Source organism: Comamonas odontotermitis, from assembly GCF_040396735.1.
GTDB lineage: Bacteria > Pseudomonadota > Gammaproteobacteria > Burkholderiales > Burkholderiaceae_C > Comamonas > Comamonas odontotermitis_C.
The window spans coordinates 1-20,588 of record NZ_JBEBNZ010000024.1; the positions used below are offsets into that span (position 1 = coordinate 1).

Consider the following 20,588-nt stretch of genomic DNA (forward strand, 5'->3'; position numbering starts at 1 on the left):
CAAACTGCTCGGTATTGCGCGCAATCTTGTCTTTCTGAACATCAATGTTCTGCAAGTCACTCAATTGCATCGCCCCCACGTGGCGCACCGGCTCCAGCACACCGCAGCCGTTGGCGCGCTTGCGGTAGCGCCAGGCAATCGCGTCATTCCAGTCGGCCGGAGCCTGGAGCGCCTGCGGCAGTACCGCCTCGATACGCTGCATCAGTTGCTCGGCACGCACCACCAGGCGTTCCAATGGAGAAAAAGAGGAATCCAAGGACATGGTATCTGTCTCCGATTTACTATATTTTCAATAGCTACCAGCGCTTGACGGGCAGGCACCAGAACGCAATAACGCTTAAAAATACCACAATACAAAGCACAAAGGGCCCGTAGGCCCTTGGTGGTATATCGCAAGCTGCGGAGGCTGCCTTTCCCACTGCAGAGGGGCGGCAGGGCCGGGAGCCGCAGATGCCGGCTGCACTGCTCAGGAGCGGTAGTCGGCGTTGATGCTGACGTAGTCGTGGCTCAGGTCGCAGGTCCACACGGTGGTATTGGCCGTGCCACGGCCCAACTGCACACGCACCACGATTTCCTGCTGCTTCATCACGCGCTGACCATCGGCTTCTTCGTAGGACGGGTTGCGACCGCCATGGGTGGCCACATGCACATCGTCCAGGTACAACTCGATCTTGGTCTGGTCCAGGTCTTCAATGCCGGCATAGCCCACAGCGGCCAGAATGCGGCCCAGGTTGGGGTCGCTGGCGAAGAAGGCGGTTTTGACCAGCGGCGAATGGGCAATCGCATAGGCCACCTGGCGGCATTCCTCCTCGGTACGGCCCTGCTCCACCTCGATCTGGATGAACTTGGTAGCCCCTTCACCATCGCGCACGATGGCCTGCGCCAACTTCTGCGCAACATCACGCAACGCAGCCATCAAGGCCTGCCCGTCGGCGCTGCTCCAGTCGGTCACCACCGCGTTACCTGCCTGGTTGGTGGCAACCACCACAAACGAGTCATTGGTCGAAGTGTCGCCGTCAATCGTAATGCGGTTGAAGGACTGGTCTGCCAGTTGTTTGGCCAGCGCGGGCAGCAGTGCCGCATCAATGGCGGCATCCGTTGCCAGGAAGCTCAGCATGGTTGCCATGTTGGGGCGGATCATGCCAGCCCCCTTGCTGATGCCAGTGACATGCACCGTCTTCCCGCCCACCACGGCCTTGGCAGAAAACGCCTTGGCAATGGTGTCGGTCGTCATGATGCCTTCGGCCGCCTTGGCCCAGTTGCCAGCCTGCGCGTCTGCGATGGCGGCGGGCAGACCAGCCGTGATGCGGTCCACCGGCAGCGGCTCCATGATGACGCCGGTCGAGAACGGCAGCACCTGCTTGGCATCGATTTTCAGCAAGCCCGCCAATGCGTCGCAAGTGGCATTGGCACGGGCCAGGCCATCGGCACCGGTGCCCGCATTGGCGTTGCCGGTATTGATGACCATGGCGCGAATGCCGCCATCTGCCTTGCCCTGGACAGCCAGGTGCTCGCGGCAGATCTGCACGGGTGCAGCGCAGAAGCGGTTTTTGGTGAACACCCCGGCCACGTGGCTGCCTTCATCAAGCAGGAATACGGTCAGGTCCTTGCGGTTGGCCTTGCGCACACCGGCCTCCGTCACACCAATGCGAACACCGGCGATCGGTGCCAGATCCTGCGCCACAGGGGCTTTCAAATTGACGGGCATGTCAGTCTTTCAAAAATGAATGAGAAAGAAGGGAAAAAACCAAGAAAAAAAACGGGCTCTGCACCTGTCAAAGCCCGTCTTCTACAGCATTACAGTGTCAAGCGAGTTTACCGTGGCAGAGCTTGAAACGTTTGCCGCTGCCGCATGGGCAGGGATCGTTGCGGCCCACGCGCATGCCTTCGGGCAGCTCCAGCGGCTCCATGGCGGCAGCCTCTTCCGCTGAAGGCTCCTCCGCACCGCTGTAGTGGACGCTGGTGCGGGCATTGCTTTGCTCCAGCTGTTCGGTGGCTTCGTCGAGCTGCTCGGGTGAGCGGATCTGCACCTGCATCATCACACGGGTGACCTGGTTCTTGACGTGGTCGATCAGCTGGCGGAACAACTCGAATGCTTCGCGCTTGTATTCCTGCTTGGGCTGCTTTTGCGCATAGCCGCGCAGATGGATGCCCTGGCGCAGATAGTCCAGTGCAGCCAAGTGATCACGCCACGAGGAGTCCAGCGTCTGCAGCAGCACGGCACGCATGAACTGCATGAAGTTTTCCTTGCCCGCCTGCTCCAGCTTGCTGCTGAAAATGCGCGCGCCTTCGGCGACGACCTTTTCCTCGATCTCTTCGTCGGTCAGCGATTCGGAGCCATCGAGCAGTTGCGCCAGTGGCAGGTCGATCTGCATTTCCTCGCGCAGCGCCTTCTCCAGGCCCGGCAGGTCCCATTGCTCTTCCATCGACTGCTCGGGCACATACTGGCGAACGATGTCGGCCAGGGTGCTGTCGCGCATGCCGTCGATCATGGGCGACAGATCGGCGGAGTCCAGAATTTCATTGCGCTGCTGGTAGATGACCTTGCGCTGGTCATTGGCCACGTCATCATATTCCAGCAGTTGCTTGCGCATGTCGAAGTTGCGCGCTTCCACCTTGCGCTGTGCGCTTTCGATGGAGCGGGTCACGATACCCGCTTCAATGGCTTCGCCATCGGGCATCTTCAAGCGCTCCATGATGGCCTTGACGCGGTCACCCGCGAAGATGCGCATCAGTTGGTCGTCCAACGACAGATAGAAACGCGAGGAGCCCTTGTCGCCCTGGCGGCCTGCACGGCCACGCAACTGGTTGTCGATGCGGCGCGATTCGTGGCGCTCGGTCGCAATGATGCGCAAGCCACCCAGCTCGGTCACCTTGTCATGCTCCAGCTTCCATTCGGCGCGCAAGGCTTCCACCTTGTTCTTGCGCTCCGACTCGGACAACGACTCGTCGGACTCGATGGCGGCAATCTGCTTTTCGATGTTGCCACCCAGCACGATGTCGGTACCACGGCCGGCCATGTTGGTGGCGATGGTGATCATGCCGGGGCGGCCTGCCTGGGCAATGATGTCGGCCTCGCGCTCGTGCTGCTTGGCGTTGAGCACCTGGTGCGGCAGGTTTTCCTTCTTCAGAAGCTCGTCGATGATTTCCGAGTTCTCAATCGAAGTGGTTCCCACCAGCACTGGCTGGCCGCGCTCGTAGCATTCGCGGATATCTGCAATCGCGGCCATGTATTTCTCGGGCGTGGTCTTGTAGACCCGGTCGAGCTGGTCATCGCGCTTGCTGGGGCGGTTCGGCGGAATCACCACAGTCTCAAGGCCGTAGATTTCCTGGAACTCGTAGGCTTCCGTATCGGCCGTCCCCGTCATGCCGCCCAGCTTGGCGTACAGGCGGAAGTAATTCTGGAACGTGATCGAAGCCAGCGTCTGGTTTTCGGCCTGGATCTCCACACCTTCCTTGGCCTCCACGGCCTGGTGCAGGCCTTCGCTCCAGCGGCGGCCCGACATCAGACGTCCGGTGAACTCGTCCACGATCACCACTTCGCCGTTCTGCACCACATAGTGCTGGTCGCGATGGTAGAGGTGCTCGGCGCGCAGCGCCGCAAACAACTGGTGCACCAGGGTGATGTTGGTAGGGTCGTACAGCGAAGCGCCTTCGGCAATCAGACCCTTCTCGGCCAGGATGCGCTCGGCAGCCTCGTACCCCGCTTCGGTCAGGTTGATCTGGTGGCCCTTTTCATCGACCGTGAAATCGCCCGGCTTGGTGACGCCTTCACCCGTGCGCGGGTCAGCTTCGCCTTCCTGGCGGGTGAGCAGCGGCACCACGGTGCGCATGGCCAGATAGGCGGCCGTATGGTCTTCAGCCTGGCCGGAAATGATCAGCGGAGTGCGCGCCTCATCGATCAGGATCGAGTCCACCTCGTCAACGATGGCGAAATTCAGATGGCGCTGTACGCGCTCCGTCTTGTCCTGCACCATGTTGTCACGCAGGTAGTCGAAGCCGTATTCGTTGTTCGTGCCGTAGGTGATGTCTGCGTTGTAGGCAGCCTGCTTTTCATGCTTGGGCAGTTGCGACAGGTTGATGCCCACCGACAGCCCCAGAAAGTTGTAGAGGCGGCCCATCCAGGTCGCATCGCGCGTGGCCAGATAATCGTTCACGGTCACCACATGCACGCCATTGCCCGCCAGCGCATTCAGGTACACCGGCAAGGTACCGGTCAGCGTCTTGCCCTCGCCTGTGCGCATTTCAGCAATCTTGCCGTAGTGCAGCGCCATGCCGCCCAGCATCTGCACATCGAAGTGGCGCATCTTCATCACGCGCTTGGAACCCTCGCGGACCACGGCAAACGCTTCCGGCAGGATGTTATCCAGCGATTCGCCCCCGGCAATGCGGTCCTTGAATTCCTGGGTTTTCTGGCGCAATTGCTCGTCGCTCAGCTTTTCGTACTCTGGCTCCATCGCATTGATGCGCGCCACGACCTTGCGGTATTGCTTGAGCAGGCGATCATTGCGACTGCCAAAAATTTTGGTGAAGAAATTGGTTGCCATGCGAACAAAACCACGCGGCGCAAATCAGCACTGGTGCCAATTCCGCCGCGCGACCGGAATTCCTAGTGATTAGTGTTGTGTCAGATGGAGACTATGCACCCGGATTCAATACCGGCTGCACCACCTGCTAAATAAAACATTCTACAACCCTGACTAGAATACGTCGTGGCAGGTTCACCAATCCATGGTCATCCGCCAGCGCACAGCCTATGACACCCTCCAACCGCAGGCATTACGCCATCACCGTCGAACAAGCCGCCAGCGAGGCGCCAACGCTCGCAAGCCTGGCCGCGCTGACACGCGAATCCACCACCCGGTACAAGCTGGTGGAGTTCCTGGTGCCTCCGATGCTGCGCCCTGCCATCAAGCCCGGCCCCATTGACGGAGATCAATGGTGCCTGCTGGTGGCCAACAATGCCTGCGCCGCCAAGCTCAAGCAACTGCTCCCCGCCATGGCCGCACACTTGCGCGTCAAAGGCTATCCAACGGCCGACATCCGGCTGAAAGTGCTGGGCCAGGGGACAAATCGCCCCTCCACTCACTATTAAATCAATAGCGGTCAGCACGCTCCTATCAATCACCCAAGACTTGTTTTGGCAATAAAAAAGGCCTGCATCGCAATGCAGGCCCCGGGGATTGGGATGGTGCCGATTATCGGAATCGAACTGATGACCTACCGCTTACAAGGCGGTTGCTCTACCAACTGAGCTAAATCGGCAACATGCGGCATTCTATACGCGAAAGCGCGCAAAAAAGCCGAATTCTGCCTATTTCACCAGCTTGAGCGAAGGTTTGCCAGCCTTGGGGGGCTTGCTTGGTCCATCGCCCTCGGGCGGAGCCGTGTCGTCACTGGACGATACGACCTGCATCACCGGCGGCGATGAAGCCGAAGCATCGAAGGCATCCTCCTCATCGGCCGGACCTTGCAATGCCTGCATTGCAATACCTGCGTCGTCATCCAACAGGTCCTCGGGTGGCGGAAAGCCCATGCCCTGGCCGGTTTCACGCGCAAAAATGGCAATGACGCGGGTGACTGGCACCATGATTTCACGCGGCACACCGCCAAAACGGGCAGTGAACTCAATGTAGTCATTGCCCAGCTTGAGCGCATTGGTGGCGTCGTAGCTGATGTTCAGCACAATTTCACCATCTTTGACAAATTCGCGCGGCACCTGCACGGTCTTGTCCACGCGTACGCTCAGATAAGGCGTGAGCCCGTTGTCGTTGCACCACTCCACCCAGGCGCGGATCAGATAGGGCTGGGTGGAGGTTGTCTGGATTTCACTCATTCGGCACTTTCTGCTTGTCACCCAGGCTGCCGCACAGGGCCAGCCCGGGGAGCCCGGCCGCCAAGCCGGGCCAGGCGGTCATCACTTGCGCATCACCTTTTCCGAAGGCGTCAGTGCCTCAATGTAGGCAGGGCGCGAGAAAATACGCTCGGCGTACTTGAGCAGAGGCGCAGCATTCTTCGACAGTTCAATGCCGTAGTAGTCCAGGCGCCACAGCAGCGGAGCAATGGCCACATCCAGCATGGAGAAGTTCTCGCCCAGAATGAACTTGTTCTTCAGGAACACTGGCGCCATCTGGGTCAGGCGGTCACGGATTTGCGAACGCGCCTTTTCCAGCGCCTTTTCATTGCCCTTGGCCGCACGCTCTTCCAGGGTGTGCACGTGGGTGAACAGCTCTTTTTCGAAGTTGAGCAGGAACAGGCGCACGCGGGCACGCTCCACAGGGTCACCAGGCATCAACTGGGGATGCGGGAAGCGCTCGTCAATGTACTCGTTGATGATGTTCGATTCGTACAGGATCAGATCGCGTTCCACCAGAATGGGCACTTGCCCATAGGGATTCATCACGCTGATGTCTTCGGGCTTGTTGAACAGGTCCACATCACGGATTTCGAAGTCCATTCCCTTCTCAAACAGCACAAAGCGGCAGCGGTGGGAGAAAGGGCAGGTCGTTCCCGAATAAAGCACCATCATGGTGGAAGGCTCCTAAAATCAAAAAGAGTGGGTAGCAGTCAATGCCGCCCACTCTACACAAATCGGCAACCAGAATTCAAGCCCTGAAAACAGGGCGGGGCCTGGCTGCTCGCAAAAACAGTGATTACTTCACATCTTTCCAGAACGCTGCATTCAGGCGCCAGGTGATGAGAATCAGACCCAGCAAGAAGATCAGCACCCAAACACCCACGCGAATGCGGGTGTTTTGGCTGGGGTCACCCATCCATTGTAGATAGTTCACCAAATCACCCACATTCTTATCGAATTCGGCCGAACTCATCTTGCCGGGGGTCACTTGATTCCAGCCCTTGAACAGCTGCACCTTGTGGCCGTGTTCGTCCACTTCCTCATACACCGGTGTGCGCACCCCCTGCAGCTCCCACAGCACATGCGGCATACCTACAGACGGGAAGGCCATGTTGTTCCAGCCTGTGGCTTTGGTGTCGTCCTTGTAGAAAGTTCGCAGGAAGGTGTAGAGGTAGTCCGCGCCCGTGCCCTGGCTGCCGGCACGCGAGCGCGCCACCAGGGTCAGATCGGGCGGATTGGCTCCGAACCACTCCTTGGCCTGCCTGGGATCAATGGCCGCCTTCATGGTCTCGCCCACCTTGTCGGTGGTCAGAAGCAGGTTGTCCTTGATCTGCTGCTCGGTCAGGCCAATATCCTTGAGGCGGTTGTAGCGCACGAACGAGGCGGAGTGGCAGCTCAGGCAGTAATTGACAAACAGCTTGGCGCCATTTTGCAAGGACGCCGTATCGTTGGTGCTGGTCTTGAACTTGTCCCAGGCAACACCGCCTTCAGAGGCCTGCACCGGGGCTGCCCCCATCCAGACACCAACGGCCAGCAAGGTGGAAAGAATTATTTTTTTCATCGTGATGCTCTCCCGGGCTCAGTGCGCATGAAAGGTGACCCGATCAGGCACCGGTTTAGGTGTTCCCTTGCGGCTCCACCAAGGCATCAGCAGGAAGAAACCAAAATAGAACAAGGTACCTACCTGCGATACTTTTTCGCCAATGGGCGACGGCGGTTGCACACCCAGGTATGCCAGCACGATGAAATTGACCACGAACACCGCGTACACATATTTGTGCCAGTGCGGACGGTAGCGGATCGACTTGACCGGGCTGTGATCGAGCCAGGGCAGGAAGAACAGGATGATGACCGCCAGACCCATCACCACCACGCCCCAGAACTTGGCATCAATCCCCGACAGCGCCTTGATGCCCGTGAAGGCAAAGGCACCAAACATTGCCAGCACCACGACAGCCACCGCAATCAGCAGGCCCTTGAGGGCGCCTGCCATGCGCGTTTTCACGCAGACAAAGGCAACGGCAATGATAAGGATGGCCGAGAGCGCAACCATCATTTCGCTGGTGATGGCACGCAGCATCGAATAGAACGGCGTGAAGTACCACACAGGTGCAATGTGGTTCGGCGTCTTCAATGGATCAGCCGGGATGAAGTTGTTGTATTCGAGGAAATAGCCCCCCATCTCCGGCGCAAAGAACACGATGGCCGAGAAGATGAACAGGAAAACAGCCACACCGAAGATGTCGTGCACCGTGTAGTACGGGTGGAAGGGCACGCCATCGAGCGGGTTGCCCTTGGCATCCTTGGGCGCCTTGGGGCCCTTGATCTCGATGCCATCCGGGTTGTTCGATCCCACATCATGCAAAGCCAGCAAGTGGGCCACCACCAGGCCGAGCAACACCAGCGGCACGGCAATCACGTGGAAGCTGAAGAAGCGATTCAGCGTGGCATCGCCGACCACATAGTCACCACGGATCAGCAGCGCCAGATCAGGGCCGATGAAGGGAATGGCCGAGAACAGGTTCACGATCACCTGCGCGCCCCAATACGACATCTGGCCCCAGGGCAGCAGGTAGCCCATGAATGCCTCTGCCATCAGGCACAGGAAGATGGCGCAGCCAAAGATCCAGACCAGCTCGCGCGGCTTGCGGTAGCTGCCGTACAGGAGGCCACGGAACATGTGCAGATACACCACCACAAAGAAGGCCGAGGCGCCCGTGGAATGCATGGTTCGGATCAGCCAGCCCCAGGGAACGTCTCGCATGATGTATTCAACTGAGGCAAAAGCCGCAGCTGGCGCCCCAATCACGCCACCCACCGGATTGGCGTCTGGCTTGTAGTGCATCACGAGGAAGATGCCGGTGACGATCTGGATCACCAGCACCAGAAGCGCCAGGGAGCCAAAGATGTACCAAAAATTGAAGTTTTTCGGAGCGTAGTACTCCGACATGTGAACGCGATAGGCATCAAAAGCCGTGGGAAAACGGTTTTCCAGCCAGTTGCTCGCCTTGGCCCCAATGGAGGCATTGGGCGATATGTCCTTGAATTCGTGTGCCATGCCGCCTCCTTATGCCTTTTTGTCTTCGCCGATCAGCAGCCTGGTATCCGAGAGATACATGTGCGCTGGCACTTCGAGGTTGTCGGGTGCGGGCTTGTTCTTGAAGACGCGGCCAGCGAGGTCGAATGTCGAGCCGTGGCAGGGACACAGAAAGCCGCCCTTCCAGTCATCGGGCAGCGAAGGCTGCGGGCCGGGTGCCAGCTTGTCGGTCGGCGAGCAGCCCAGATGGGTGCAGATACCAATCACCACCAGTACATCGGGCTTGATGGAGCGGGTTTCGTTCTTGGCGTAGTCCGGCGTGGGATACGCCGTACGCTCTGATTTGGGATCGGCCAGCTGGCCGTCTAGCTTGGGCAATTCGGCCAGTTGCTCCGGGGTGCGACGCATGATCCAGATGGGCTTGCCGCGCCACTCTGCAGTGATCTTCTCGCCGGGCTTGAGCTCCGAGATATCCACCTCGACCGCTGCACCGGCGGCCTTGGCCTTTTCCGAAGGCTGGAAAGAACTGACAAAGGGAACGGCAGTGGCGACTCCACCTACTGCACCTGCACATCCTGACGCTATCAGCCACGTCCGCTTACTGGAGTCGATGGAAGAATCACTCATGGGGCTCCTTGATCAACAATTGTGTCTCGGTTTTCGCGGATTGTACGGATGGAGCTGGCAGTCATGCAATGCGGCAAAACCTGAGCGATACTGTAGCCCATGTTTATTTTTTGACAGGAGCCAACAATGAGCTTCATGAAGGAATTCCGTGAGTTCGCGGTCAAGGGCAACGTGATGGATCTGGCCGTCGGCGTGATCATCGGCGGTGCATTCGGCAAGATTGTCGATTCGGTCGTGAACGATTTGATCATGCCGCTGGTGGGCATGATCTTTGGAAAGCTGGATTTTTCCAATCTTTTCGTGGTGCTGGGCACTATCCCCGACGGCGTGCCACGCACGCTCGATGCCCTGAAGAAGGCTGGCATCCCGGTCTTTGCCTATGGCAACTTCATCACGGTCGCGGTCAACTTCCTGATCCTGGCTTTCATCATCTTCATGATGGTCAAGCAGATCAATCGCCTCAAGCGCGAAGCACCTGCAGAAGCACCCGCTGCGCCTGCAGAAGACATCGTGCTGCTGCGTGAAATTCGCGACAGTCTGCAGCAGAAACGTTGATCTTTCGCAACGATGTGTGTTGCATAAAATCCTGAAAAAGAAGCAGCCGCCTGGCTGCTTTCTTTTTTACGGCTTGGGCTGCCTGCGGCCAAGAGATGGTTTCTCCGGCCCATCCCGCTCCTCAGAAGGAGCTTCGCGAACTGAACTCGCTCAGGCAGCCACCAAGCGCCGCGCCACCTGCACCGCTTCTATCAAACTTGCTGCATCAGCCACACCCTGCCCGGCAATGTTGAAAGCCGTGCCATGATCCGGACTGGTGCGCACCAATGACAGACCCAGGGTCACGTTCACCCCCTGATCCAGGCCCAGGTACTTCACCGGAATCAGGCCCTGGTCGTGGTACATCGCCACCACCACATCAAACTCTCCGGTCTTGCCCGGCACACTGCGGGCACGCATGAATACGGTATCCGGGGCTTCCGGGCCTGCCACATCCATGCCCAGCGCTCGTGCCTGTGCAATGGCCGGGGCGATCTGCTCGATCTCTTCGCGCCCCATGTGTCCAGCCTCGCCTGCATGCGGGTTCAGCCCTGCGACCGCAATGCGCGGCGCGCGGCCGAGTGATCGGGAAAGCGCAGCATGCGTGATGCGCAGTGTTTCCAGCACATTGGCACTGGTCACTGCATCAATCGCGTCGCGCAGAGAGACATGGATGCTCACCAGCACGGTACGCAGCGATTCATTGGCCAGCATCATGCGCACCGGCATCTGTGCAATGGGCACACCGGCATGGATGGCAGCTTCCGCCTGCAAAAGCTCCGTATGTCCGGGGAAATCCACTCCCGCCAGATGCAGTGCCTCCTTGTGCAGGGGGGCTGTCACCAGACCATCGATCTCTCCGCGCAAGGCCGCGCGTGCCGCCCACTGCACACAGGCAGCAGCAGCGCGCCCCGCCTCTGCCTGCACCTGCCCAAAGGGCAGCGGGCCGGGCAAACCGGGCAGCGGCAGCACCGGCATACAACGCTGCGGTACCTGCAGCGCATCTTGCGCAGTTGCAATCACCGCGACGGGCAAGGCACACCGACCGGGCCCTTGCAGCACCTGCGCGGCGCGGCGCAAGGTGGCTACGTCGCCCACAACAAAACAGCCGCGCATGCACTCAGGCGCATCACGAAAGCCCTTGGCAATGATTTCGGGGCCAATACCTGCGGGATCGCCCTGGGTGATAGCCAGAAGTGGGATGCGGCTCACAACACAAACCTTTGAGAGAAAACAAGCTACAGCGCGCAACCATTGAGCGCTTTAAGCTATTAAATATATAGCTAAATCAAGCTGGGTTATCAATGTCGATGAACTCGTGCGCAATGCCCAGTTGCTGCGCGACCAGCGATGCCGCAGCGGGCGCACCATAGCGCTCCGTGGCATGGTGACCACCGGCAAAAAAACTCACCCCTGTCTCGCGTGCCAGATGCGCCTGCGGTTCCGAGATTTCGCCCGTCAAAAAGCCATCGGCACCGGCCGCGATGGCGGCCTCAAAAAAGCTTTGCGCCCCTCCGGTACACCAGGCCATGCGACAGATGGGGCGAGGGTTTTCGCTTGTCGCCAGCGTGACGGAGCGACCCAGGGCCTGTTGTATCTGCGCCGCAATCTGCTGTGCAGGCGCTTCCGGGATACTGCCGATAAAGCCGAGATCCTGCTCCCCGAAGCGTCCGTCTGCCTGCCAACCCAGGCGCACGCCCAGTTGCGCGTTGTTCCCCAGCTCGGGATGGGCGTCGAGCGGCAGGTGGTAGGCAAACAGGTTGATATCGTTCTTGATCAGGCGCTCGATGCGCTGCTTCATCCAGCCGGTGATGCGCCCGTCATACCCACGCCAGAACAGGCCATGGTGCACAAAGATGGCATCTGCACCGGCAGCAATGGCCGCATCGATGAGCGCACGCGATGCGGTCACGCCGCTCACCAGCTTGCGGATCTCGGTCTTGCCCTCGATCTGCAGGCCATTGGGGCCGTAGTCCTTGAATCGTTCGGGTTGCAGCAGGGTATTGAAGGCCTGCAGCATGTCTTGGCGGGTGGTCGTCATGGCGCGATTGTCTCAGAAGGGAATTTCTCTTATGCCTGAAACACGCGATAACCACCGCAGAGTGGCCATTACACTGGCGCGCCCTCCTCCTGTCCCTCCACCTGATTTCCCCATGCTTGGCGTTGCACTTCTTTTCATCGGCGCAGTTCTGATCGTCAATGGCCTGTCGCTGGCAGGCCGCATCGAGCCCAAGGACACGGTGATGCTCAACTTGCTGGTGGGGCTGCTGGCGCTGTTCACCAACCTGCTGGGGCTGGTGCGCGCAGACGGCACGCCGGATTACCTTGCAAGCGCGGGCGGCCTGCTGTTCGCCTTCACCTACCTGTATGCGGCGGCCACCCACTGGTTTGGCCTCAAGGGTGAGGGCCTGGGCTGGTACAGCGGCTTCGTGGCTGTCAGCGCCCTGGCTTTTGCTGCAGTGCAACAGGACTGGCGCATGGCGACACTCTGGTTGCTGTGGGCCAGCCTGTGGCTGCTGTTCTTCGTATCCATGGGCCTGGGCCGCCGCCTGCGCCTCCTGCCACACTACACCGTTGCCTGCGGCGTAGGCACTTGCTGGGCGCCGGGGCTGCTCATGCTCACCGGCCGCTGGTAGACCCCGGTTGCCAGCCCTTGCTGGCCAGGGGCCAAAAACCCAGCACCGCGCCCAGAATGCCCATGGCTGCCACGTAGTGGGCGGGCGCCATCACATCGGTCTGCTGCCAGACGGAAACCAGCATGGGCGTGAGCCCGCCAAACACCGCATAAGCCATGTTGTAGGCAAAGGACAGTCCGGTGAACCGCACCGGCGCCGGGAAGGCGCGAACCCCCACCACCGGCAGCAGCGAGATACTGCCCACAAAGAAACCCACCAGCGCATACGACCACAGCAGCGACGCATCGGTGCCCGGCAGGCCCAGGTAGAAGATATAGGCGGTAGCACTCATGCCCAGCCAGCCCACCACCATCACCACGCGGGTGCCCAGGCGGTCCGACAGCCAGCCCCAGAACACGCAGCCCAGCGTCAGGGTGACCGTGGCGAGCGCATTGGCCTTCATGGCCGAGGCCGGAGCAATGTGGAACACCTTCTGCAGATAGGCGGGGGTGAACAGCACGACAACCACGATGGCGGTGGAGAGCACCCAGGTCATCAGCGCCACCAGCACACAGGCCGCGCGGTGCTCGCGCAGAATGGTCTTGATCGGCAACTCGCGCCCGGCCTCCTTGCGTGCCTGCAATTCTTGAAAGACCGGCGTCTCGTGCAGAAAGCGGCGCAGGTACACGGACACCAGGCCGAAGACACCGCCCAGAATGAACGGAATGCGCCATGCCCAGTCGTGGATCTCGGTGGCGCTGTAGCTGCTGTTGAGCCATACGCCAATGATGGAGCCCAGGAAAATGCCGCCGGTAATGCCTGAGGTGAGCGCGCCGATGGCAAAGCCGTAGTGCCGCGTCGGTGCGTGCTCGGCCACAAACACCCAGGCGCCAGGCATCTCGCCGCCAATGGCTGCGCCCTGCAGCACGCGCATCAGCAAGAGCAGCAAGGGCGCGGCAATGCCGATGGAGGCATAGGTGGGCAGCAGGCCGATCACCAGCGTGGGCACCGCCATCAAAAAGATGGACAGCGTGAACATCTTCTTGCGGCCCAGGATATCGCCAAAGTGCGCAATCAGTATGCCGCCCAGCGGCCGTGCGAGGTAGCCGGCAGCAAAAATGCCCAGCGTCTGCAGCTGGCGCAGCCAGTCCGGCATTTCGGCTGGAAAGAACAGCGAGCCAATCACGTTGGCAAAAAAGACGAACACCACGAAGTCATAGAACTCCAAGGTGCCGCCCAGGGCGGACAGGCCCAGAGTCTTGTAGTCGCCGCGCGTCAACGCGCGGGCAGGCGCTGCAGCGGCAGCGCCTTGGGGGAAGGTTTGCGAAGTCATGTGTCCTCTAGCGTTCAGAAGACAGCGCGGTGCAATGCGGCGCAGTTATGAGCGCAATCACCGGGTTCGGGATCGCCGGGGTACGGGATCGTGGCAGGCAAGCCTGGAGGATGGCCAGTTCGCGAGGAACCGCAATGTGCAGGAAAGGCGCAGTCAAAACGACGATTTTAGGTATAAACCCTGGCAGCAATCGCCGCCCAAGCACCCACCAGCCATCGCCATCAGCGATGCCCGCAGCCTCCGTGCGCGATACAAAGGGGTGGCGCGGCCGCAAAAGCAGAGGCGTCCGGACACGAATGACATAATCACCCCATGCGGGGCCGCCACCGGTGCGCTCCAGATCCATGGCTTCCTCATCCCTCTCGCCTCTATGAAACGCCTCTGGCTTCTGTTTACCCAGGTGGTCACCGTACTGCTTGGCATCTATTTCGTCGTGGCTACGCTGCAGCCCAGCTGGCTGCAGCGCAATAAAAATGTGCGCAGCAATGCGGGCATCGCCCTGATTGAAGCGCCCAAGGACGACAGCACCCATGCCGCAGTCGCCACCAGCAGTTTCAGCCCAGCGGCCAAGAAGGCCGCCCCCGCCGTGGTCAGCATCAATACCAGCACCGAGGTCCGCCATCCGCGTGCCAACGATCCGTGGTTTCAGTTCTTCTTTGGCGACCAGGGCGTACAGAACCAGGCAGGCCTGGGCAGCGGCGTCATCATCAGCCCCGATGGCTATGTGCTGACCAACAACCATGTGGTGGAAGCAGCCGACGACATCGAAGTAACCCTGACCGATGGCCGCAAATCCAAGGCACAAGTGATTGGCACCGACCCGGAAACCGATCTGGCCATTCTCAAGATCACGCTGGACAAGCTGCCCGTGATCGTTCTGGGCAATTCGGAATCGGTCGAAGTCGGTGACCAGGTGCTGGCCATCGGCAACCCCTTCGGCGTAGGCCAGACGGTTACCAGCGGCATCATCAGCGCACTGGGCAGGAGCGAGCTGGGCATCAACACCTTCGAGAACTTCATCCAGACCGATGCCGCCATCAACCCCGGCAACTCCGGCGGCGCGCTGGTCGATGTGAATGGCAACCTCGTGGGCATCAACACCGCCATCTATTCACGCTCGGGCGGCAGCATGGGTATCGGCTTTGCCATCCCCGTGGCCATTGCCAAGAATGTGCTCGACAGCATCGTGCGCGACGGCAAGGTAACGCGCGGCTGGATCGGTGTGGAACCCAACGACCTGACGCCCGAGCTGGCCGAAACCTTCGGCGTGAAAGCCGACGAAGGCGTCATCATCACCGGTGTGCTGCAAAATGGCCCGGCAGCCCTGGCCGGCATCCGCCCTGGCGACGTAATCACTCAGGTGGGCGAAAAGCCCGTACGCCATGTGCAGGAGCTTTTGACCGCCGTGGCCGGCCTGATGCCGGGCACCGAAGCGCAGATGCAGATTCGCCGTAACGAAAGCAGCCTGACCATCCGCATCACGCCGGATACCCGCCCCGCCAGCGGGCGCGCCGTGCCGCAGATGCCTCAGGGGCGACGCTGAACCGCTGTCCATAGGAACCGGCCTCCAGGCCCTGGCAGAGTACATTCCCGGCATTTCAGCTGACACCGCTTGCTGCAATGCCGCTGCCAACGCCAAGGGAAATCGCTGAAATTCTATAGCCTCAAGCACAAGAAACTCTGCTTTTTGTAGCAATCTTCAACCGAGAGGCCCCCCGCAGCGAGTATCGGCAAAAACAAAGAACAAAGCCCCGTGCTCGCAAGCATCCGGGGCTTTTTTTTGCTCTTGAGACCCGTAACGGGCCATCGCATCTGCAGCCGCTCAGGCTGCGCTGTTGGAATCCGCCTCTTCGTCTTTCTTTGGCGCGTTGCGCGAGAACCAAGTTGCACCCCAGATGCCAATCTCGTACAGAATGCACATGGGCACCGCCAGCGAGATCTGCGAGAGCACATCGGGCGGCGTCACCACTGCGGCAATGATGAAGGCCAGCACGATGAAGTACCCGCGAAAGGACTTGAGCTTGTCAATTTCGACAATGCCCAGACGCACCAGCAGGATCACCACGATCGGCACCTGAAACGCCAGGCCGAAAGCCAGATACAGCGACAGAATGGCTTCGACATAAGAGGCGATATCCGGCGTTGCCGCCACGCTCGACGGCGTGAAATGCTGGATGAAGCCGAACATGCGGTCCAGCACGAACAATTGCACAAAGGCAATGCCCGCGTAGGCCAGCAGGCTGCCAAAAAAGATCAGTGGCAGTGCAAAGCGCTTTTCATGGCTGTAGAGCCCGGGAGCCACAAAGGCCCACAGCTGGTACATGATCCAGGGCAGGGCCAGCAGCACCGCCGCCATCCCCAGCACCTTGAGCGGAACGATGAAGGGCGAGAACACGCCAACGGCAATCAGCTTGGCGTCAGGCGGCATGTGTGCCTTGATGGGGTGGGCGATGAAGTTCATCAGCCCATCGGGGCCCGGCCAGATGGCCAGCAGGATCAAGGCCACGACAATGCCGCCAATGCTGTAGACCAGGCGGTTGCGCAGCTCCATCAGGTGCTGCACGAAGGGCTGCTCGGTGCCGGCCAGTTCGTCTTCTTGGGAGGGAGTTTCGGACATGGAAAAATTCTTGTGAACAGGTGCCTGCCGTCAGTTGCGGGCGCACGCGAAGCCGCTACCCTGCATTTTCCGCATCACGCCTTGGGTCCGCGTGACTTGGGCCGGAAACGGGCGACCCGGGCTGCCCCCGATTGCACGTGGGTACGCACGCCTGCGCGGTGCTTGTACCACTGGGGGGTCGCGCCGCGTTTGACACGCCAGTTCTTGCGCGGGTGCTGGTACACCGGAGAGACGGACGAAGCCGTGCTGCCATAGCTCTCGGCATAAGGGTCTGCGGTGTAGAAGCTGTCTTCGCCCGCCGACGACTCCCCCGACAGTGCGCCCTTGACGCCATGCGCCTCGTCGTTCAGGTTCTTTTCGAAATCGGAGGCATTGGTGCGGATCGTGCTTTCCACATCGCGCGCTGCCGATTCGACGCTGTCCTTCATCTTGCGCAGCTCGTCGAGCTCCATCGAACGATTGACCTCGGCCTTCACGTCATTGACATAGCGCTGCGCCTTGCCCAGCAAGGTGCCAACCGTGCGGGCCACGCGCGGCAGTTTTTCAGGGCCGATCACGATCAGTGCCACCGCACCGATCAAGGCCATTTTGGAGATACCGAGATCAAACATTCCAGTCCCAACGATGGCAGGCCAGCGACTGCGGCCGCACGGGCATGGCCAGCACGGTCGTCACGAGCATGCAGCGCATCAGCCCTTGTTCTTGGCTTCGACGTCGATCGTGGTCTTGTCCGCCACGGGAGTCTGGCCCACCTGCTGCTGAGCCGTAGTGGTAGATGTTGGGGCAGCGGCGCTTTCGTTGCCGTCCTTGATGCCATCCTTGAAGCCCTTGACGGCACCGCCCAGGTCCGAGCCGATGTTCTTGAGCTTTTTGGTGCCAAACACCAGCACCACGATGGCCAGAACGATCAGCCAATGCCAAATAGAAAAGGAACCCATGAATTTCTCCTTGCGAATGCAAACATTTTAGACGCCCCGGGCGCCTGCAAGTTTCGTAATACTGTCACGCAGCGCGGTATTACCTGAGCGATGGCTGCAATCAGCCCTTGCGCCAGGGGCGCGCGCCTCCCAGGATGTGGATGTGCAGGTGGTGCACTTCCTGGCCGCCCTCTTCGCCCGTATTCACCATCAGGCGAAAACCGCCTTCGGGATAAGGGTTGCAGCCATTGGCCCGGGCCAGTTCGGGCGCCTTGACCAGCATGCGACCCAGAAGGGGGGCATCGTCGGCGCTCACCTGGGCCATCGACGGGATGTGGCCCTTGGGCACCATCAGCAAATGCACGGGTGCGGACGGGTGGATGTCCTTGAAGACCAGCATGTCCTCGTCTTCATACACCTTGCTCGAAGGGATATCGCCCGCAATGATTTTGCAGAAAATGCAGTTTGGATCGTGCATAAGATTCATGAGTAAAAAGATGCCTTGGCGCGCATCCACTGTGCGCATGCAGCTATACCAAGCATAGCGCAATCTATCTCCTGCACCCGCAGCACGGGCGACAGCGACGTCACACCTTGAAGCCTGAGCGCACGCCGACATCGGCGCGGTGGCGCTTGAGCCACGCAAGGCCCGATTCGCGCCCCTTGTCCATCAACTCGCGCACAAAGGCCATGTCGGAGCGGTTTTTGCTCGATGCCCCATAGGCCTTGAGCACCTTGCCGCCATCCACATGGTGCATCAGCATGTATTTGTAGCGCTCGGAGTCGAGCTTGCCCTCTTCCAGCAGACGACGCACAAAGCCCATGGCACGCAACTCGGCCAGCAGGCTGGCGTTGAATGTGATCTCGTTGACGCGGTCCATGATTTCCTGCGCGTTGGACGGCACCTCGTCATACTCGATGGGGTTGAGCTGCACCAGCAATACATCGCTGTTGCCCGTCTGGTAAATCAGCGGATAGAGCAGCGGATTGCCGGAATAGCCACCGTCCCAGTAGAACTGGTCACCCACCTCGACTGCCTTGTACAGCATGGGCAGGCAGGCGGACGCCATCACTGCGTCTGCCGAGAGCCGCTTGCCGCTGAAGACTTCGCCCTTGCCGGTGCGGACATTGGTGGCGCAGACGAAGACGCGCGGTGCGCTCTTGCCCTGCTCCTGCTGCAGAAAGTCAAAATCCACCACGCGTTCCAATAGGCGGCGCAGCGGATTGATATCGAGCGGGTTGGTCTGGTAGGGCGAGAACCACTGACTCATCATGTCCATGATGGCCTTGCCCGCCGCAGGCACGCCCGCCATCAGGCTGCCCATGGTGCCCACGCCTTCCCAGAACTGGCGCAGGCTGGCCCGGGCGGCTTCACAGCCCGCTTCATGGGCTTCGCGCCGGTCCTTGATTTCGACGGCCGCGCGGCCATAGCCATAGGCCATCACCACGGCGTTCATGGCCCCGGCACTGGTGCCGCTGACACCTTCAAACCACAGGCTGCGCTCTTCCAACAGGGCGTCCAGCACCCCCCAGGTGAAAGCGCCGTGCGAACCGCCGCCCTGCAGCGCCAGGCTGATGGGCGGCGTATTCTCGTCAACGCCCTTGGACCGTGCAAGCCGTGTGCGCTGCGGCGCAGTTCCGCCCGCCTCGGCTGCCTGCGGGGACAGCGCGCCGTCTGCCGGCTCGATGTGGTTAGCCATGGATGGCTTGGTCCTTGTTCATGGCGACCATGCCGCGCACGATGCGGTAGAGAAACCAGATCGAGATAATGGTCCAGGCGATCCAGCCCGGCACCAGAAAGAATATCCACAGCGGTGCCGTCACCACATACAGGATGCCCGCCCAGATCACACTGCGGATGCGCCAGGAAAAATGGCTCTCCTGCCAGGTTCCCCTGGCATCGCCACGCTTGACCAGATCAATCACCAACGCCACGACAAGCAGAAATACGCTGACCTGCGCGCTCGGCACCACCGCAGCCACTGCCACGATCAGGTGCAGAAAATAGCTCACCCAACCCCAGGTTTTCAGGCTTTCCATTTCGGCCGCATCCACGGCTTTGACTTCGATCACATCACTCATGGAACACTCCCTTCTTCGGCTTCACGACTCTTGACCTTGCGCATGGCCTTTTCTTCCAGGCCGCTCAAGCCTTCACGGCGCACCAGTTCATTGACCACATCCTGCGGGCTGAGGCCATAGTGGGCCAGCGCCACCATGGTATGAAACCACAGATCGGCCACTTCGTACACCAGCTTGGCTGCGGGCGCGCCGTGGTCGACATCCTTGGCAGCCATCACGACTTCGGTAGCCTCTTCGCCCACTTTCTTCAGAAATGCATCCGGCCCCTTGTGCAGCAGGCGGGCCACGTAGCTGGACTCTGGATCGCCACCATTGGCGGGCTTGCGCGACTCCAGCAGCTCCGCCAGGCGCATCAGCGCATCGGTTGCAGGCAGGGCAGAAGAAGAATTCTTTTCGGTCATAACAACAATGTATTTCGCCCTGCCCTTATGGCGAAGGCTTCGGGCCAGGGCTTTGGGCCATGGCAATTATTTATAGATGGATTCGGGATCTTTCAAGACCGGATCGACCGGTTGCCACTGGCCTTCGCGCAGCACGCTGTAGAAACAGCTGTGGCGGCCCGTGTGGCAGGCAATGCCCGGCTCATGGCCGGTTTGCGTCACGGTCAGGAGGATCACATCATTGTCGCAGTCGATGCGGATCTCGTGCACCTGCTGCACGTGGCCGGATTCCTCGCCCTTGAACCACAGCTTGCCACGCGAGCGGCTGAAGTACACCGCCCGCTGCAGCTCTGCCGTCTTCTGCAGCGCCTCGCGGTTCATCCAGGCAAACATCAGGACGTCGCCCGAGCCTTTTTCCTGCGCAATCACGGGCACCAGACCCTGCGCATCCCACTTTATGTCGTCTAGCCAAGTCATGTGGCGATTGTCGGCGATCTGCGATACCCCCTGAACCCGCCAAACGATGTCCCGGGCATTGATTTTTCTTCGTAAAAAAGTGAGCAAAGTGCGCTTATCCAGCAATAGATTT

Annotated in this window: 24 protein-coding genes and 1 tRNA gene; 4 read left to right on the plus strand and 21 right to left on the minus strand. The window is 60.2% G+C overall.

Translation table 11 applies throughout. The annotated features are described in order from the left end of the window. The 3 genes from ACH2DG_RS16990 to secA form a co-directional block, all read right to left on the minus strand. Window positions 1-262: DUF815 domain-containing protein (locus tag ACH2DG_RS16990; protein ID WP_395027614.1), on the minus strand; the 262-nt coding region annotated here is incomplete at its 3' end. 204 nt (window positions 263-466) lie between these two features. Further along, window positions 467-1,708: a bifunctional glutamate N-acetyltransferase/amino-acid acetyltransferase ArgJ gene (gene argJ, locus ACH2DG_RS16995; protein ID WP_395025517.1), complete on the minus strand. Its 1,242-nt coding sequence runs from the start codon at window positions 1,706-1,708 to the stop codon at window positions 467-469. 97 nt (window positions 1,709-1,805) lie between these two features. Further along, window positions 1,806-4,547 (minus strand): preprotein translocase subunit SecA, encoded by a 2,742-nt coding sequence (gene secA / locus ACH2DG_RS17000; protein ID WP_395025516.1) that lies wholly within the window; start codon window positions 4,545-4,547, stop codon window positions 1,806-1,808. 209 nt (window positions 4,548-4,756) lie between these two features. Between secA and ACH2DG_RS17005 the strand changes: the two genes are divergently transcribed. Continuing rightward, window positions 4,757-5,095 carry a hypothetical protein gene (locus tag ACH2DG_RS17005; protein WP_395025515.1) on the plus strand — a complete coding sequence of 113 codons (339 nt, stop codon included), beginning with the start codon at window positions 4,757-4,759 and terminating at the stop codon, window positions 5,093-5,095. Window positions 5,096-5,189: 94 nt separating this feature from the next. Here the strand turns inward: ACH2DG_RS17005 and ACH2DG_RS17010 are convergent. The 6 genes from ACH2DG_RS17010 to petA form a co-directional block, all read right to left on the minus strand. Continuing rightward, a tRNA-Thr gene (locus ACH2DG_RS17010) sits at window positions 5,190-5,265 on the minus strand. A 49-nt stretch (window positions 5,266-5,314) separates the two neighbouring features. Beyond that, window positions 5,315-5,836: a ClpXP protease specificity-enhancing factor gene (locus tag ACH2DG_RS17015; protein WP_395025514.1), complete on the minus strand. Its 522-nt coding sequence runs from the start codon at window positions 5,834-5,836 to the stop codon at window positions 5,315-5,317. A gap of 81 nt (window positions 5,837-5,917) precedes the next feature. Beyond that, window positions 5,918-6,529: a glutathione S-transferase N-terminal domain-containing protein gene (locus ACH2DG_RS17020; protein WP_184707100.1), complete on the minus strand. Its 612-nt coding sequence runs from the start codon at window positions 6,527-6,529 to the stop codon at window positions 5,918-5,920. 124 nt (window positions 6,530-6,653) lie between these two features. After that, window positions 6,654-7,418: a cytochrome c1 gene (locus tag ACH2DG_RS17025; protein WP_395025512.1), complete on the minus strand. Its 765-nt coding sequence runs from the start codon at window positions 7,416-7,418 to the stop codon at window positions 6,654-6,656. An 18-nt stretch (window positions 7,419-7,436) separates the two neighbouring features. Next, window positions 7,437-8,915 (minus strand): cytochrome bc complex cytochrome b subunit, encoded by a 1,479-nt coding sequence (locus ACH2DG_RS17030; RefSeq protein ID WP_395025511.1) that lies wholly within the window; start codon window positions 8,913-8,915, stop codon window positions 7,437-7,439. 9 nt (window positions 8,916-8,924) lie between these two features. Further along, complete coding sequence (gene petA / locus ACH2DG_RS17035) at window positions 8,925-9,521, minus strand: ubiquinol-cytochrome c reductase iron-sulfur subunit (RefSeq protein WP_224150183.1); 597 nt, start codon at window positions 9,519-9,521, stop codon at window positions 8,925-8,927. Between the two features lie 126 nt (window positions 9,522-9,647). On the opposite strand from petA, the gene mscL reads away from it, so the two are divergent. Continuing rightward, complete coding sequence (gene mscL, locus ACH2DG_RS17040) at window positions 9,648-10,076, plus strand: large conductance mechanosensitive channel protein MscL (RefSeq protein WP_395025510.1); 429 nt, start codon at window positions 9,648-9,650, stop codon at window positions 10,074-10,076. A 150-nt stretch (window positions 10,077-10,226) separates the two neighbouring features. Here the strand turns inward: mscL and pdxA are convergent, their stop codons facing one another. Together pdxA and ACH2DG_RS17050 are read right to left on the minus strand one after the other, a co-directional pair. Further along, the gene (pdxA, locus tag ACH2DG_RS17045) at window positions 10,227-11,258 is read right to left on the minus strand and encodes a 4-hydroxythreonine-4-phosphate dehydrogenase PdxA (RefSeq protein ID WP_395025638.1); all 1,032 of its coding nucleotides are present in this window, start codon (window positions 11,256-11,258) and stop codon (window positions 10,227-10,229) included. An 85-nt stretch (window positions 11,259-11,343) separates the two neighbouring features. Next, the gene (locus ACH2DG_RS17050) at window positions 11,344-12,096 is read right to left on the minus strand and encodes a Nif3-like dinuclear metal center hexameric protein (RefSeq protein WP_395025508.1); all 753 of its coding nucleotides are present in this window, start codon (window positions 12,094-12,096) and stop codon (window positions 11,344-11,346) included. Between the two features lie 112 nt (window positions 12,097-12,208). Between ACH2DG_RS17050 and ACH2DG_RS17055 the strand changes: the two genes are divergently transcribed. After that, complete coding sequence (locus ACH2DG_RS17055) at window positions 12,209-12,691, plus strand: AmiS/UreI family transporter (protein ID WP_395025507.1); 483 nt, start codon at window positions 12,209-12,211, stop codon at window positions 12,689-12,691. Here the strand turns inward: ACH2DG_RS17055 and ACH2DG_RS17060 are convergent. Together ACH2DG_RS17060 and ACH2DG_RS17065 are read right to left on the minus strand one after the other, a co-directional pair. Continuing rightward, entirely contained in the window at window positions 12,675-14,003 is a 1,329-nt protein-coding gene (locus tag ACH2DG_RS17060) for an MFS transporter (protein ID WP_395025506.1), read from the minus strand. The genes ACH2DG_RS17055 and ACH2DG_RS17060 overlap by 17 nt on opposite strands. A 7-nt stretch (window positions 14,004-14,010) precedes the next feature. Continuing rightward, window positions 14,011-14,349: a hypothetical protein gene (locus tag ACH2DG_RS17065; protein ID WP_395025504.1), complete on the minus strand. Its 339-nt coding sequence runs from the start codon at window positions 14,347-14,349 to the stop codon at window positions 14,011-14,013. 24 nt (window positions 14,350-14,373) lie between these two features. On the opposite strand from ACH2DG_RS17065, the gene ACH2DG_RS17070 reads away from it, so the two are divergent. Then, window positions 14,374-15,546, plus strand: a complete 1,173-nt coding sequence (locus ACH2DG_RS17070; RefSeq protein WP_395025503.1) for a S1C family serine protease — start codon at window positions 14,374-14,376, stop codon at window positions 15,544-15,546. 279 nt (window positions 15,547-15,825) lie between these two features. Here ACH2DG_RS17070 and tatC read toward each other — a convergent pair whose 3' ends face one another. The 8 genes from tatC to hisI form a co-directional block, all read right to left on the minus strand. Then, complete coding sequence (tatC, locus tag ACH2DG_RS17075) at window positions 15,826-16,620, minus strand: twin-arginine translocase subunit TatC (RefSeq protein WP_395025502.1); 795 nt, start codon at window positions 16,618-16,620, stop codon at window positions 15,826-15,828. Between the two features lie 74 nt (window positions 16,621-16,694). Further along, window positions 16,695-17,231 carry a Sec-independent protein translocase protein TatB gene (tatB, locus tag ACH2DG_RS17080; protein ID WP_184707079.1) on the minus strand — a complete coding sequence of 179 codons (537 nt, stop codon included), beginning with the start codon at window positions 17,229-17,231 and terminating at the stop codon, window positions 16,695-16,697. A 78-nt stretch (window positions 17,232-17,309) separates the two neighbouring features. Beyond that, the gene (tatA, locus tag ACH2DG_RS17085) at window positions 17,310-17,558 is read right to left on the minus strand and encodes a Sec-independent protein translocase subunit TatA (RefSeq protein ID WP_395025500.1); all 249 of its coding nucleotides are present in this window, start codon (window positions 17,556-17,558) and stop codon (window positions 17,310-17,312) included. Window positions 17,559-17,658: 100 nt separating this feature from the next. Further along, a complete protein-coding gene (locus ACH2DG_RS17090; RefSeq protein WP_395025498.1) occupies window positions 17,659-18,015 on the minus strand; it encodes a histidine triad nucleotide-binding protein in 357 nt (118 codons plus the stop codon). Between the two features lie 109 nt (window positions 18,016-18,124). After that, window positions 18,125-19,237, minus strand: coding sequence for a patatin-like phospholipase family protein (locus ACH2DG_RS17095; RefSeq protein ID WP_395025496.1), 1,113 nt, complete (start codon window positions 19,235-19,237; stop codon window positions 18,125-18,127). Continuing rightward, window positions 19,230-19,619, minus strand: coding sequence for a DUF4870 family protein (locus ACH2DG_RS17100; RefSeq protein WP_395025494.1), 390 nt, complete (start codon window positions 19,617-19,619; stop codon window positions 19,230-19,232). Before ACH2DG_RS17100 ends, ACH2DG_RS17095 begins: the two co-directional genes overlap by 8 nt. Continuing rightward, complete coding sequence (locus ACH2DG_RS17105) at window positions 19,616-20,020, minus strand: phosphoribosyl-ATP diphosphatase (RefSeq protein ID WP_395025492.1); 405 nt, start codon at window positions 20,018-20,020, stop codon at window positions 19,616-19,618. The genes ACH2DG_RS17100 and ACH2DG_RS17105 overlap by 4 nt, the downstream gene beginning before the upstream one ends. Window positions 20,021-20,086: 66 nt before the next feature. Beyond that, window positions 20,087-20,476 (minus strand): phosphoribosyl-AMP cyclohydrolase, encoded by a 390-nt coding sequence (gene hisI, locus ACH2DG_RS17110; protein ID WP_395025490.1) that lies wholly within the window; start codon window positions 20,474-20,476, stop codon window positions 20,087-20,089. Window positions 20,477-20,588: the final 112 nt, after the last annotated feature.